We start from the raw sequence: 14,470 nt of genomic DNA on the forward strand, positions 1-14,470 counted from the left end.
CCTCGATCAGCCGCGGCAGCACCTTCGCCTGTACCACGCCGTCGGTGCAGCCGCGGCAGGCATATTTGGGACGGATCGTGCGCAGCACCCGCAGAGCGCCGGGATCACGTCCAGCACCTCGCTCACGTCTTCGCCGATCTTGTGCAGACCGCCGTCGCAGCACGGGCACGCCGTCGCGTCCGGCTCGAGCACCTGCTCGTAGCGCGGCAAGTGCTTGGGCAGCGCGCCGATGTTGCGCCTCGCCTTCCTGCGCGGCTTGCCGAGCGGCTTCGTCGCAGGGGCATCGTCGTTCGCAGACAGAGGCGGCGTGGCGGCGGTCGCGAGATCGTCCAGCTCGAGCGCGAGTTGCTCGGCGACGATCGCCGCAAGCCGCTCCGAGCGCTTGCCGAAGATCATCTCCTTGAGCGTCGGCATCGCTACGCGCCGCATCTCATTCTCGGCGTCGAGCGCGAGCACCATCTCGGTCAGACCCGCTGCGTCAGTCGGGAGAGCTTCGGGACGAATCGCCATGACAAAACGATACATGCGTTCGCCATCGGCTCCAGCGAAATCCTCACCTCTCAGCCGACAACGGCCGGCCGCGGCACAGGGCTTGGGTGAAACACGCGTCCATGCTGAACCGTCTCCTTGAGACATTCGTACAAGACAGCCTCTTCGCGGTGGCGGGTTTGATTGCGCGATCATCCAGCGATGGCGCGACCGCTCCTTGAACTGGATCAAGTGATAGCGACAGTTGATTGAGATCAACGCGCGCACCGTTCCCCCGGGCTAAGGATCTCTTAGCGAAACCGGAGGCGGGACATGCCCCAAATATTGGAAGTGGTACACGCCGTCGTCGGCTTTGCCGCGATTGCCTAAGAATGGACCTTGCGTTCGAAGGCCTGGGTCTTACGGCCTTTATCGCCGCCAATCGGCTGGCGACCGCGCCCTTTCTCTTTTGCTCGCCTTATTGCGTCTTCGGGCGGTCCACCTATGGACGGCTGGATGGTTCGGTCGGAGGCATCCGAGACGTGAAGACAAGCCGCGTCGTGCCTTCAGCGTCTCGGCCGATCGCGTCCGTCATGCAACACAGTGAACGAGTTGGACCCGGAGCTGGCTGCAGTCGACAGGCGAGGTGGGGCCATGGTTTAACCCGCAAGCTTTCTGGGCGGTTCCCCGACGCTTGATGCTGGGTTATCAGTTGCAAATGACGGCTGGGGTCTTGGTCCCGTTGTGAGTTTCGTTGCTGTCATCCTGATCATCGGCTTTGCCGTTGTTGCGGTGGGATGGGCGATCGGGCGCGATGTCTGATTGATCTTGCTCAAGGATTTCGCTCCGGTTCTGAGCAACATGTCGGCAAATAGGAGAACACAATGCCCTTATTTGAGGTGCGCTTCATCAAGACCGTCTGCGACGACACTGGGCACGAGCATCGCGCTTGCCAGGCGGCGTTCACCATCGAAGCTCCGTCCCTGACGGAAGCGGTGCGACGATCGGAAGCCGACTTCTGCCGGCAGAGGCACGTCCACGACTGGACGATCTTCGCGGATGCCGTCGAATTCCGGGCGCCGACCGCGCTGGAGCGGCCCGGGGCCTCCTAGCAAGGTCGATGTGTCTTGACCCCCGTCGTGCGCCGCTATGCGGGCTACAATGTGCCGCGCTATACGTCTTATCCGACCGCCGCCGATTTCTCGCCTGAGGTTGGCGCGAAAGACCACGAGACTTGGCTCGCCGGCCTCAACGCGCGTCAGGCCGTCTCGGTCTATCTTCACGTGCCTTATTGCCGAAAGATATGCCTCTACTGCGGCTGCAACACCAAGATGGCGGTACGTGACGATGTGATCGATGGCTATCGCCGCGCGCTTGAAGCCGAGATCGATCTTGTTGCGAGCCTGGTCGGGGCGAGGCCTGAAATTGCCAGGCTGCACTGGGGCGGCGGCACGCCCGGCATTCTCGGACCTCACGGCTTGCGATCCGTCGTCGCCGCACTCCGCCGTCAATTCCCGTTCGCGGACGGCCTCGAGCACGCGATCGAACTGGATCCACGTCACGTGACTGTCGCCTCCGTGGACACCATGGCGGAACTCGGCGTCGGCCGTGCAAGTCTGGGCGTTCAGGACGTCAATCCTTTAGTCCAGGCCGCGATCGGCCGCCAGCAGCCGCGCGTTATCATCGAGGCGGCCATCGAGCGATTGCGGTCGGCCGGAATCAGAAATCTGAACGTCGATCTGATGTATGGGCTGCCGCTGCAGACCGCCGACTCGGTTCGAAAGACCTGTGCCTCGGTTGCGGCGATGGGGCCGGACCGCATCGCCTGTTTCGGCTATGCGCATCTGCCGCGGTTCAAGGCCAACCAGCGGCGGATCGACGAAGCCGGGCTGCCGTCGCAGGATCAGCGCATCGAGCAGGCCGAGGTCATGTCCGAGGAGCTGATTTCCGCAGGCTATGTGAGAATCGGCATCGATCATTTTGCCAGGCCTAGCGATACGCTCGCAAGGGCTGCGGCAGGCGGGAAGCTGCATCGCAATTTCCAGGGTTATACCGAGGATGCCAGCGGCGTCCTTCTTGGGCTCGGCGCCTCCTCAATATCGACTTTCGCGGACGGCTTCGTGCAGAACGTCGCGGATGTTCCAAGGTATGTCGGCGCCATCGCTGCCGGCTCACTCGCCTCTGCCAGGGGGTGCCGGCGCGATGAAAACGACCGACAGCGCGCGCGAATCATCGAGCGGCTGATGTGCGATTTCGCCGTCGATCTCGATGACGTCGCGCCAAATGCCGATCTTCGCGATGAACTGGCGAGGCTGACACCGATGCAATCGGAGGGGCTGGTCGAGATCGAGGGCGCGAAATTGACAATAACGCAAGCCGGCCGGGCCGTCGTTCGCGTCATCGCCGCAACTTTCGATATCTATAGATGCTCTCGGGCCACACAGTTCAGCAAGGCAATTTGATCTGCATCAACGACAAAGCCCCTTGCTGCATTTAAGACGTCACCGGAAAAAAGGGACCCAAATCGTCAAATGTTGATCGAAGCGGCCGGCAAGGCGTGCAGCACACTGTTCGGCAATCTCCGTGACCGCTTGAAAAGCGTCATGGACCGCAGGAACGAGTTGCAGCGGCTGGACCCGCGGGAGATCGAGGTTATCGCGCGCGAGCTGAATCTTTCCAGGACGGAGCTCGCTGCGCTGATCTTCAAGCCTTCGGGGTCGCTTCAGTCCCTGAGCAGACGCCTCTCCCATGCGGGCCTTGCCGAGGACGACGTGGAAGCATCTCACGGTGACGTGCTCCGCGATCTGCGACGCGTGTGCAGCCAATGCTCGTCCAAGGCGCGCTGCGCCCGGGACTTGAATCACGAGCGGCAAGCGAGCCCAGCAAAATACTGCCCAAATGAGCAGACGCTGCGGGCGTTGGCGGACGATGTGCAGCGGTGCGCCCCACCGGTTCTGCCGGCCCCCGCCGCCCGCAATTGATGTCGATCAACCCGGGCGCCGCGCGTGCCTCCCTGATCCACTTATCGAGGATGTCGCACCATGACGAACGTCTCCGCTGGCGCAAAATCGATGACGATCGGAGAAACGGTGTTGTGGCCGCTGTTTGCGGTGCTCGCATTCCTTTGCCTGATCGGTGCGGGATTCGCGCATGACGCCCCGTTCGCCTTTCACGCGTCGCTTGGATGCGCCGCCAGCATCGCGGCTGCGTTTGCGATCCTCAACCGCTACTATGATCGCCCGGCCAAACTGCCGTCGCAGGAGATCAACGGGCGTCCCAACTACAACATGGGTCCGATCAAGTTTGCATCTGTGGCGGCGATGTTCTGGGGCATTGCGGGCTTTGCCGTCGGGCTGATCATCGCCTCGCAACTGGCATGGCCCGCGCTTAATCTCGATCTCCCCTGGACCACCTTCGGCCGTCTGCGTCCGCTGCACACGTCGGCCGTGATCTTCGCGTTCGGCGGCAACGTCCTGATCGCGACCTCGTTCTACGTCGTGCAAAAGACCTGCCGCACGCGCCTTGCCGGCGATCTCGCGCCCTGGTTCGTCGTGCTCGGTTACAACTTCTTTATCCTGATCGCCGGCACCGGCTATCTGCTCGGCGTCACCCAGTCCAAGGAATATGCGGAGCCCGAGTGGTACGCCGATCTGTGGCTGACAATCGTTTGGGTGACTTATCTGCTGGTGTTCCTGATGACGCTGGTCAAGCGCAAGGAACCGCACATCTTCGTCGCCAACTGGTTCTACCTGGCGTTCATCGTCACAATTGCCGTGCTCCATCTCGGCAATAATCCGGCGCTGCCCGTATCTGTCTTCGGCTCGAAGTCCTACATTGCCTGGGGTGGCGTGCAGGATGCGATGTTCCAATGGTGGTACGGGCACAATGCGGTCGGCTTCTTCCTCACCGCCGGCTTCCTTGCGATCATGTACTATTTCATCCCGAAGCGCGCCGAGCGGCCGATCTATTCCTATCGGCTTTCCATCATCCATTTCTGGGCGCTGATCTTCCTCTACATCTGGGCTGGCCCGCACCATCTGCACTATACCGCGCTGCCTGACTGGGCGCAGACGCTGGGCATGACCTTTTCGATCATGCTGTGGATGCCCTCCTGGGGCGGCATGATTAACGGGCTCATGACCTTGTCCGGCGCCTGGGACAAGCTGCGCACCGATCCGGTGCTGCGCATGCTCGTCGTCTCCGTCGCCTTTTACGGCATGTCGACGTTCGAAGGCCCGATGATGGCGATCAAGGTCGTCAACTCGCTCAGCCACTACACCGACTGGACCATCGGCCACGTGCATTCCGGCGCGCTCGGCTGGGTCGGCTTCGTCTCCTTCGGCGCGCTCTACTGCCTGGTGCCGTGGGCATGGGGGCGCAAGGGTCTCTACAGCCTCAGGCTGGTCAACTGGCACTTCTGGATCGCCACCCTCGGCATCGTTCTCTACATCTCTGCGATGTGGGTGTCGGGAATCCTGCAGGGCCTGATGTGGCGCGCTTACACCTCGCTCGGCTTCCTTGAATACTCCTTCATCGAAACCGTCGAGGCCATGCATCCCTTCTACATCATCCGTGCAGCCGGCGGCGCATTGTTTCTGATCGGCGCGCTGATCATGGCCTTCAATCTGTGGATGACGGTCAAGGCCGGCGAAGCCGAGGAGACGCAAGCCGCCGGACGGCTCCAGCCTGCCGAGTAGGTCATCCCATGTCCTTCTGGAATCGACACAAGATCTTCGAGAAGAACGCGACCATCCTGATCGGTGGAATCCTCGTGGTCATCGCGATCGGCGGTCTCGTCGAAATCACGCCGCTGTTCTATCTCAAGAGCACGATCGAGGTGGTCGACGGCGTACGTCCCTACACGCCGCTCGAGCTTGCCGGGCGCAACATCTATGTCCGTGAGGGTTGCTATCTCTGCCATTCGCAGATGATCCGCCCATTGCGCGACGAAGTGGAGCGCTACGGCCACTACTCGCTGGCCGCCGAGAGCATGTACGATCACCCCTTCCAGTGGGGATCGAAGCGGACGGGTCCCGATCTCGCCCGCGTCGGCGCCAAATATTCCGATGATTGGCATGTCCGGCACCTGATCAATCCGCGGGCGATCGTGCCGCAGTCGGTGATGCCGGGGTATCCATCGCTGGCTGCGACCGAACTCGAGCTCGAGGACGTCGCCGCGCATCTGCGGACCAGCCGCGCGATCGGCGTACCCTATACCGACGACCAGATCGCCAATGCCAAAGCCGACCTCAAGGCTCAGCTCGATCCCGATGGTGCGGACGCCGAAGCGTTCCAGAAGCGCTATCCAAATGCGGTTGTCCGCAACTTCGACGGCAAGGCGGGCGAACCCACCGAACTCGATGCGCTGGTCGCTTACCTGCAGATGCTGGGGACGCTGGTCGACTTCAAGCTCTATGACGAAAAAGCCAATCTGCGGTGAAGGTGATTTGTGATGAAGGCGATTGTCTCCGTTGACAACCTGGTGTCGCAGTTTGTGCTCAATTTCTGGACGCCGATCTTCGTCGGCATCTTCCTTGCCATCGTCTTTCACGCGCTGCGTCCCCGTAACAAGGCGCCGTTCGATGCCGCAGCGAAAATGCCGCTGCGGGAGGATTGACAGATGAGCGCGCACAACGACATCGACCGCGTGTCAGGCCGGTCGACCACGGGCCACGAATGGGACGGCATCAAGGAGCTGAACACGCCGCTTCCCCGCTGGTGGGTGCTGACTTTCTACGCCACCATCATCTGGGCCTTCGGCTATTGGGTGGTCTATCCGGCCTGGCCGCTGGTGAGCGGCTATACGGCCGGCGTCCTGCACACCACCAATCGCGCCGCCGTTACCGCGAATCTCGCCCAACTCGAAGCTTTGCGCGGCGAAAAGATGAAGGCGCTTGGCACCGCGTCTCTTGCCGACATCGAGAAGGACCCAGCCCTCCTGACCTTGGCGCGGGCGCGGGGCAAGGCGGTGTTCGGCGACAATTGTGCGCCCTGTCACGGTAGCGGCGCCGCCGGCGCGAAGGGCTATCCAAATCTGAACGACGACGACTGGCTCTGGGGCGGCACGCTCGACCAGATCATGCAGACCATCCAGTTCGGCGCGCGATCCGGGAACGCGAAGGCGCATGAAGGCCAGATGCTCGCTTTCGGGCGCGATGGCATCTTGAAGAAGGACGAGATCGTCACGGTTGCCAATTACGTGCGCTCGCTCTCGGGACTTTCGACGGCGGCCGGCTATGACCCGGCCGCCGGCAAGACGATCTTTGCCGAGAACTGCGTGAGCTGTCACGGCGAGGATGGCAAGGGCAATCAGGAGTTCGGCGCGCCGAACCTGACCGACCAGATCTGGCTCTATGGCTCGGACGAGTCCACCCTTGTGGAGACGATCACCAAGGGCCGCGCCGGCGTCATGCCCGCCTGGAGCGGACGGCTGGACCTGGTCACGACCAGGGCGCTCGCAGTCTACGTCCACTCGCTGGGCGGCGGCAAATAGCAATCCCGGGCGAGGTTTGAGCGGTCCACCCAGGTGGAGCCGTTCCGCCTAAGGGGTAATGGAGCCTTATCGGAGGATTTTGATGGGCCTTCCGATCAACAAGAACGTCACGCCGAAGGTGCTGATGGGCGGCGATGATGATCTGCCGCTCTATGCACCACAGAAGAAAATCTATCCCCAGCGGGTTTCCGGCACCTTCCGGCGTCTCAAATGGGGGCTGATGGCGCTCTGCCTCGGCGTCTATTACCTGCTGCCGTTGCTGCGCTGGGATCGCGGCCTCGGCGCGCCCGACCAGGCCGTGCTGATCGATTTTCCAAACCAGCGCTTCTATTTCTTCTTCATCGAGCTGTGGCCGCAGGAGATCTACTACTTCACCGGGCTGTTGATCCTCGCCGCCTTCACCTTGTTCCTGATGAATGCGCTCGGCGGCCGCATCTGGTGCGGCTACCTCTGTCCGCAAACGGTGTGGACCGACCTGTTCTACGCGGTGGAGCGCTGGACCGAGGGCGACCGCCGCGAGCGAATCAAGGCCGACGCCGGTCCGCTGACTGCCAACCGCCTGGCGCAGCGCGCGTTGAAGCACGCGATCTGGATCACGATCGCGTGGTGGACCGGCGGCGCCTGGGTCCTGTATTTTTCGGATGCACCGACACTGGTGAGGGATCTCGCCACGTTCCAGGCGCCGGCGATCGCCTACATCTGGATCGGCATTCTGACGGCGTCGACCTATCTCCTGGCCGGCCACGCGCGGGAGCAGGTCTGTCTCTACATGTGCCCATGGCCGCGCATCCAGGCCGCGCTCACCGATGAGTGGGCGCTCAACGTCACCTACAAATACGACCGCGGCGAGCCGCGTTGTTCGATGAAGAAGGGAAGAGACCTGCGCGCGCTGGGCGAGAAGATCGGTGAGTGCATCGATTGCAAGCAGTGCGTCGCGGTCTGCCCGACCGGCATCGATGTCCGCAACGGCGCGCAGCTCGGCTGCATCCAGTGCGGCCTCTGCATCGATGCCTGCGATAACGTGATGAAGAGGATCGGCCGGCCGATGCGGCTGATCGGCTACGACAACGACATCAATGTTCAGCGCCGGACATCCGGCAAGACGGAGATCTTCAAGCCGATCAGTGCGCGGACGGTGGTCTATGCGTCGCTGATCATCATGGTTTGCGCGGTGATGCTGGATGCGCTGCTGACGCGGTCGCTGCTGGATGTCAACGTGCTGCACGACCGCAACCCCGTGGCGGTCAAGCTCAGCGATGGCGCGATCCGCAACGGCTATACGCTGCGCTTTCTCAACAAGCGCGGTTTTGATCGCGTGATTGCCGTCGATATCGACGGGCCCCCCAATGCGCAGATCCACATCGTCGGCGTCGATTCCGTCACGCCGGACCGGCCGATGATTGTCCTCGCGCGCGATGCCACCACCGAGTTGCGCGTGCTGGTGACCGCACCCTTCGACGAGAAAGTGGAGAAGAGCCAGCCGGTCAAATTCCGCGTCACTGATATCGGGCTTGGCGAGGTTGCCTCCGCTACCGATCATTTTGTGACGCCCTGAGATCAGAGGAAACCGGACATGACAATTTCTTCATCTGCCATACGACCAATTACCGGACGCTTCGTCCTGATCGCCGTGGTTTCCTTCTTTGCCGTCGTGATCGGCGTCAACGTGGTGATGATGCGTTTTGCCATCACCACGCTGCCGGGAACCGACGTCGATAGCGCCTATAGTGCGAGCCTGGCCTATCAAAAGGAAATCCAGGCTGCGCATCAGCAGAATAGGCGCGATTGGAAAGTCGATGCGCATATCGAGCGCCAGGCCGGCGGGACGGCGCGGCTGCATCTGGACGCTAAGGCGCAGGACGGCGCGCCGCTTGCCGGATTGTCGGTCTTCGGCCGGCTCGAGCGGCCGACCGACCGCAGAGCCGACCAGCTGCTCGAGATGATCGAGGGCGGCGGCGGCAGCTACCGCGGCATCGCGCACGGCGTTGCAGCGGGACAATGGGACCTGGTGATCGAGGCCGACCGGGACGGAAAGCGCCTGTTCCTATCGCGCAATCGTGTGGTCCTGAACTGACGGAGCGCTGCAATGCAGTCGACGATCGATTTTTCGCACTTCCTGAAGAAGTCCGGCTCGAATCTCCTGCGCCTCGATCTCGCAGTCGACGGCATCCGTTGCGCCGCCTGCATGGCCAAAATCGAGCGCAACTTATCGCAGATCCCGGATGTCACCTTGGCGCGAGTCAATCTGACCGATCGGCGCCTGGCGCTGGAGTGGAAGGCGGGCGCGGTGGATCCCGCGCTCTTCGTCGTTCGTCTCGCCGAGCTCGGCTATAGGGCCTATCCGTTCGAGCCGGCGGACGCAGAGACACGCGAAGCCGATCTCGCAAGTGCGCTGCTGCGGCGCCTGGGCGTCGCCGCCTTCGCGGCGATGAACGTGATGATGCTGTCGGTGCCGGTCTGGTCCGGAAATCTCAGTGACATGCTGGGCGAGCAGCGCGACTTCTTTCACTGGCTCTCGGCGCTGATCGTGTTGCCGGCCGCGGCCTATTCGGCCCAGCCGTTCTTTTCCTCGGCCTGGGCGGCGCTCCGCGCCCGCAATGTCAACATGGACGTGCCGATCTCGGTCGGCATCGTCCTGGCGCTGGCGATGTCGCTGTTCGAAACGGCCATGCATGCCGAGCACGCCTATTTCGACGCGGCGATCATGCTGATCGCGTTCCTGCTGGCCGGTCGCTATCTCGACCAGAACATGCGACGGCGCACCCGCGCCTTTGCCGGCAATCTTGCCGCGCTGAAGGCGGAGACCGCGACCAAGTTCGTCAGCGAAGAGGAGATCCGCACGGTCCCCGTCGCCGCGATCCGCCCCGGCGACATCGTGCTGCTCCGTCCTGGCGAGCGTTCGGCCGTCGACGGCAACGTCATCAGCGGCCGCTCCCAGATCGACCAAAGCCTGATCACCGGCGAGACAGTGCCGACGACGGTAATAGCGGGAAGCGCGGTCTATGCGGGAACGCTGGTGCGGTCGGGCGCGTTGCGTGTCCGCGTATCGGCGGCCTCCGAAGCAACGCTTCTGTCTGAAATATCGCGCCTGCTCGAGAATGCCGTGCAGTCGCGCTCGCGCTACCTGCGTCTGGCCGAACGTGCCTCGAGGCTCTATGCCCCGCTCGTCCACGCCACGGCACTGCTGACCATGATCGGCTGGCTCATCGCAGGCGCCACGCTCCACGATTCGATCGTGACGGCGATTGCGGTCCTCATTATCACCTGTCCCTGCGCGCTCGGCCTCGCCATTCCGGCCGTGCAGACGGTCGCTTCCGGCGCCTTGTTTGGCTCGGGCGTATTGCTCAATGCGGGTGACGCGATCGAGCGGATCGCCGAGGTCGATCGCGTGATCTTCGATAAGACCGGCACGCTGACTCTGCCTGAACTCGACGTCGCAAATGCCGGGTCAATCCCTGCCGATGTGTTCGATTTGGCCGGCCGCCTGGCGCTCTCGAGCCGGCACCCGGTCGCCGCCGCGGTTGCGCGCGCGGCAGGCGCAAAAGCGCCGCTGCCGGGCATCGCGGAGGTACCGGGGCAGGGCGTTTCCGGCGTGGTCGATGGTGTCGACATCAGGCTGGGGCGGCCGTCCTGGTGCGGCGCCGATGAGGCGGCTAACCAGATTCTCCAGAACGATCCCGAGGCATCTGTCGTCGCGTTTCGACATGGTTTGATGCGCCATGTCTTTGCAGTCCGGCAGCGGATCCGTCCTGATGCGGCGAACACCGTCTCTGCGCTGCAGCGGGTCGGCTTGACTGTCGAGATGCTGTCCGGCGACCGGGAGCCGGCCGTCAGGGCCGCTGCCGAGACGCTCGGCATTTATCATTGGCGTGCCGAGGTGACCCCGGTCGACAAGATCGCCCGCATCGACGAGCTCGCGCGCCATGGCCACAAGGTGCTGATGGTCGGAGACGGTCTGAACGATGCGCCGGCGCTGGCCGGCGCTCACGCCTCGATGTCGCCGGTCACCGCAACGCACCTCAGTCAGTCGGTGGCGCATGCGGTGTTTCTCGGCGAGCGGCTTGCACCCGTGCAAGCCGCAATCGCCATTTCACGCCAGGCGCTGCGGCTGATGCGACAGAACCTCTGGCTCGCGGTGATCTACAACGCGCTCGCCGTTCCGGTCGCCATGGCCGGCCTGGTGACCCCGCTGATCGCCGCGGCCGCGATGTCCACCTCATCGCTGCTCGTGATGCTCAATGCCTTGCGCGCGCGCCGGTAGAGGGAAACTGCCTGATGGAAGTCCTGCTCTATCTGGTGCCCCTTGCGATCACGCTTGGCGGGCTCGGCCTTGCGGCCTTTCTCTGGTCGCTCAACAACGGCCAGTATGACGATCTCGATGGCGCCGCCTGGCGGGCCATCGCCGACGATGAGCCGCCTGAGACATCCTCCACCTCGGTGGGCCCAGCGATCGCCTAGCATCAGCAACGCGATCGCAATCCTGGCGAAGACCATCAGCACCGTCCATCAGGACGCCTGCGCGGCGAACCGAGCGGGGTTCGGTAAACCGGACGGTCGCCACCGCTCAGCGATTGCCGCCCACCTATCAACAGCAGCTGGGGAAATTGGTCAGCTTATGGGAGGCGCAAGAAGATGTCGGCTTCAGCTGTGAACATGCGGTAGATCGTGAATTTGTCAGATCGATGATGCGTAACACCGTAATCAAAACGACCCGCAAACCCGACTTAAACTACAACCTCACCCCCCCTCTTTGCAGAGAAAGATATTCTCATGGCCTCAAGAGCATGGCCTAGCCTCTCCACAATCGTTTCCGAAGTTTCTCGATTAGTTGTGCTCGTCGTAAGACGCGAGCGTCGCCACTACGAACCAATTCGACGAGCTTGGATAACGATTTTAAACCCCAGTCAAATCTTGTTTGCACAAATGCTTGCGTATCGATGAAGACGTAAGGTGTCTCTAAGTCGTTGTCTGCTTCCATCATGGAACTAAGGTCACCTGACACCGCCAGTTCAGAAACGTTAGGGTCTCACGAGGCTATATAAGGACACGCCAAAGCTTGTCGTTGAACCCAAATGACAGTAAGGCCGCGCTTTGGTCGGCCAGCGCCTTTTCCATCTTCGATGCGAGATAGCTCTTTCCGAAGTCCGTTCCTTCAATTTCTTTGAGTTCGACCCCTTTGGCTTGAACCTCAGCGGAGGAACTTCCCCAAACAAGGCCGATCGGACCATCTGTTGCGGGCGACTGTGCGTGCGTAGGCAAGGCGAGGCACGATGCTGCGAATGCAATCAGGCCAAGAGCATACTTCATAACGCGTCACGATCCTTTACGACTTTGCCAGGTGGTTGAGTAGGCTTGCTCGAATTCTCGGTGAGAGTCGGAAACGGCAGTGGAATTCCATGCTTTGCGGAGTAAAATTTCAATCGGAGTTGAGATACACTCAACTCGTCAGTTTCTGCCTTTAGAAGAGACATCGCCTGAGCCAGCCCGCCGGAGTGCCTCGCGGCCTCAAGCTTAGAGGCGGCAGCCTTCTTCTCTGCCTGCGAGAGCTCTTCAAGGATCATATTTAGTTCTTGGTCGGATGCGTCGTGAACCGGCCGACCGTCAAGCCGATAGTCCAGCGTGATACGTCTGACAAAAGAAGCTCGTTTTTGGTCGAGCATGGCCAGCGTATTTCGCGCGATTGCGAGCCGAACCTCGATTAGAGATTTGAGAAGTCCCGGTCCATACTTTTCGCTCTCCTCTTGCGTGGTCGATATCTGTGAGGTGAGAGCGGCCCTGTCTCGATCGATTTCAATTGTTGAGACCTGGGGCTCTTGAAGTACGGCCCCAAGGGTCACGCTCAAGGCGACGCTTAGGATTGTCAAAATGGCTACTAAGAATTTTTGCACTCTCGCCCCCAAGGCGGCGGATCATTTCGCAACTTAGGGGGGTGCACAAGCAAAAAAGACCGAAGGCTAGACTTTGGTCGGGCATTTCTCGTGCCGCGCGCGGCGGATTCTTAGTTGCACCGCGACCACTGCACCGGAATTCGCTAAAGATGGGGGATGCAACCGTCGATTTTGCCCAAGGGTCGTTCGATCCGCCACGCAACCCAAAGATTGCGATTGCCTCCGGATTTATACTTAGGGGAATGACACGAGTTTCGAAACCTGGAGAAGCGGGCAGACTGCCCCCATCAACGATCGAAACCGGAGTTTCTGCCATGCTCACCGCCGCAACCGCCGGGTCTTCAATCCACGCGCGTTCGGCCGCTGCGGTTCGGTCAAACTCCCTGCCCGAAGGCCCGCTGGGCTTGATCGGCGCTTCGACGCGGTTTGCGCGCAATGCTGAAATTTACGGCGAAGACGATCCGGCTGAATACCTCTACCAGGTCATCTCCGGCGCGGTGCGAACCTGTCGCACGCTGGATGACGGCCGTCGCCAGATCGGAAGCTTCTATCTGCCCGGCGACATCTTTGACGTCGAAGCCACCGAGGTGCATCTTGCCTCGGCGGAAGCGATCAGGGAGGCGCATGTCGTGGTCGCCAAACGCAGCGCCGTGATGGCCCGGGCCGAGTACGAAAAGAATTTTGCCAGACAGCTCTGGACGCTTGCGGTTCGCGAGCTGCAGCGTATGCACGAGCATTCAATGGTGCTGATGAAGAGCGCGGAAGAACGGGTGGCCGGGTTTCTGCTGGAAATGGCGGGCCGCAATGCCGCCGCTCCGTCGATCGAACTGCCGATGACGCGTCAGGACATCGCCGACTATCTCGGCTTGACGATCGAAACGGTGTCGCGGACGCTCAGTCAGCTGGCGCAGTCCGGAACCATCGCCCTGGAAACCTCGCGCCGCATCGTCCTCCGCAACCGCGTGGCGCTGAGCCGGATCAATGCCTGACAATCGAATCTCCTTTCGCGCTTTGTGACCAGCCCTTTCGCCTTTGAAGGGCCTGTATCCAATCCGATCTCATCCCCCGAACCAGGTGGGTTGGTTTGTAATTTTGCAGGTTTATAAAATTTGGATTGATTTCAAAGGATATTTTCAAACTGACAGCGAATCGAAGTTCTGCAGTTTAGGAGCAAATCAAGATCTAAGTGAGCTGGCGCGATTTGCGCGACTCGCGGTATGCCGTTGTCGTCAATCTCCTCACTGCGCAAAAGGTATAAGATGGTTGCAGCTGCCCGTGAATTGCCAGCTTCAGGATATGCGCTCGAAGTAGATGGCCGACTCAAGGCCGAATTTGCGACCAGGGACGGAGCCAAAACGGGTGCCGAAGAGCTGAAGAAGCGCTTTCCCATGCTTCGAATCAGAATCTATGACGCGCAGACAAAGATTCGAGAAGAGGTCTAGGTCCAGGCGCCTGGTCGTTCCATCCGCATTGGATTTGCCGTGCGTCTCCCTGCGGGGACCGGGCTGTCGGCTGCGCTGAAACCCCGGCTTTGGCCGGGTTTTCACCCATTCGGGCGTCCATCCCTGACGCGAAGGCCGGCGCTCAGCTGAGGATCTGGCACCGGCACGTTGCTCCTGCA

Annotated in this window: 16 protein-coding genes; 13 read left to right on the forward strand and 3 right to left on the reverse strand. The window is 61.5% G+C overall.

What is annotated here, in order from left to right:
• Positions 1-6: 6 nt before the first annotated feature.
• Positions 7-459, reverse strand: coding sequence for an IS66 family transposase (locus RAD15_RS08985; protein WP_458176763.1), 453 nt, complete (start codon positions 457-459; stop codon positions 7-9).
• An 893-nt stretch (positions 460-1,352) separates the two neighbouring features.
• On the opposite strand from RAD15_RS08985, the gene RAD15_RS08990 reads away from it, so the two are divergent.
• From RAD15_RS08990 to ccoS, 11 genes are all read left to right on the forward strand, one after another.
• On the forward strand, positions 1,353-1,580 hold the full coding sequence (locus RAD15_RS08990; protein ID WP_458176479.1) for a hypothetical protein: 228 nt from the start codon (positions 1,353-1,355) through the stop codon (positions 1,578-1,580).
• 15 nt (positions 1,581-1,595) lie between these two features.
• Entirely contained in the window at positions 1,596-2,930 is a 1,335-nt protein-coding gene (gene hemN, locus RAD15_RS08995) for an oxygen-independent coproporphyrinogen III oxidase (RefSeq protein ID WP_458176481.1), read from the forward strand.
• 69 nt (positions 2,931-2,999) lie between these two features.
• Positions 3,000-3,449, forward strand: a complete 450-nt coding sequence (locus tag RAD15_RS09000) for a DUF6455 family protein (RefSeq protein ID WP_458176483.1) — start codon at positions 3,000-3,002, stop codon at positions 3,447-3,449.
• 90 nt (positions 3,450-3,539) lie between these two features.
• The gene (ccoN, locus tag RAD15_RS09005; protein WP_458176765.1) at positions 3,540-5,165 is read left to right on the forward strand and encodes a cytochrome-c oxidase, cbb3-type subunit I; all 1,626 of its coding nucleotides are present in this window, start codon (positions 3,540-3,542) and stop codon (positions 5,163-5,165) included.
• Positions 5,166-5,173: 8 nt separating this feature from the next.
• On the forward strand, positions 5,174-5,908 hold the full coding sequence (ccoO, locus tag RAD15_RS09010) for a cytochrome-c oxidase, cbb3-type subunit II (RefSeq protein WP_270163363.1): 735 nt from the start codon (positions 5,174-5,176) through the stop codon (positions 5,906-5,908).
• Between the two features lie 12 nt (positions 5,909-5,920).
• Positions 5,921-6,085: a cbb3-type cytochrome c oxidase subunit 3 gene (locus RAD15_RS09015; RefSeq protein WP_234685160.1), complete on the forward strand. Its 165-nt coding sequence runs from the start codon at positions 5,921-5,923 to the stop codon at positions 6,083-6,085.
• Between the two features lie 3 nt (positions 6,086-6,088).
• Positions 6,089-6,961, forward strand: a complete 873-nt coding sequence (gene ccoP, locus RAD15_RS09020) for a cytochrome-c oxidase, cbb3-type subunit III (RefSeq protein ID WP_458176486.1) — start codon at positions 6,089-6,091, stop codon at positions 6,959-6,961.
• A 94-nt stretch (positions 6,962-7,055) separates the two neighbouring features.
• Positions 7,056-8,516 (forward strand): cytochrome c oxidase accessory protein CcoG, encoded by a 1,461-nt coding sequence (ccoG, locus tag RAD15_RS09025; RefSeq protein ID WP_458176767.1) that lies wholly within the window; start codon positions 7,056-7,058, stop codon positions 8,514-8,516.
• A gap of 18 nt (positions 8,517-8,534) precedes the next feature.
• Complete coding sequence (locus tag RAD15_RS09030) at positions 8,535-9,035, forward strand: FixH family protein (RefSeq protein WP_458176488.1); 501 nt, start codon at positions 8,535-8,537, stop codon at positions 9,033-9,035.
• Positions 9,036-9,047: 12 nt separating this feature from the next.
• Positions 9,048-11,222 (forward strand): heavy metal translocating P-type ATPase, encoded by a 2,175-nt coding sequence (locus RAD15_RS09035; RefSeq protein WP_458176490.1) that lies wholly within the window; start codon positions 9,048-9,050, stop codon positions 11,220-11,222.
• Between the two features lie 14 nt (positions 11,223-11,236).
• The gene (ccoS, locus tag RAD15_RS09040; protein ID WP_458176492.1) at positions 11,237-11,419 is read left to right on the forward strand and encodes a cbb3-type cytochrome oxidase assembly protein CcoS; all 183 of its coding nucleotides are present in this window, start codon (positions 11,237-11,239) and stop codon (positions 11,417-11,419) included.
• Positions 11,420-11,995: 576 nt separating this feature from the next.
• Here ccoS and RAD15_RS09045 read toward each other — a convergent pair.
• Both RAD15_RS09045 and RAD15_RS09050 read right to left on the reverse strand, forming a co-directional pair.
• Positions 11,996-12,268 (reverse strand): hypothetical protein, encoded by a 273-nt coding sequence (locus RAD15_RS09045; protein ID WP_458176494.1) that lies wholly within the window; start codon positions 12,266-12,268, stop codon positions 11,996-11,998.
• Complete coding sequence (locus tag RAD15_RS09050) at positions 12,265-12,849, reverse strand: hypothetical protein (protein ID WP_458176496.1); 585 nt, start codon at positions 12,847-12,849, stop codon at positions 12,265-12,267. The genes RAD15_RS09045 and RAD15_RS09050 overlap by 4 nt, the downstream gene beginning before the upstream one ends.
• Before the next feature lie 314 nt (positions 12,850-13,163).
• On the opposite strand from RAD15_RS09050, the gene RAD15_RS09055 reads away from it, so the two are divergent.
• Together RAD15_RS09055 and RAD15_RS09060 are read left to right on the forward strand one after the other, a co-directional pair.
• Complete coding sequence (locus tag RAD15_RS09055) at positions 13,164-13,838, forward strand: helix-turn-helix domain-containing protein (RefSeq protein ID WP_458176498.1); 675 nt, start codon at positions 13,164-13,166, stop codon at positions 13,836-13,838.
• Between the two features lie 270 nt (positions 13,839-14,108).
• Positions 14,109-14,291, forward strand: a complete 183-nt coding sequence (locus tag RAD15_RS09060) for a hypothetical protein (RefSeq protein ID WP_027545378.1) — start codon at positions 14,109-14,111, stop codon at positions 14,289-14,291.
• Positions 14,292-14,470: the final 179 nt, after the last annotated feature.

The organism is Bradyrhizobium sp. 14AA (assembly GCF_054185205.1).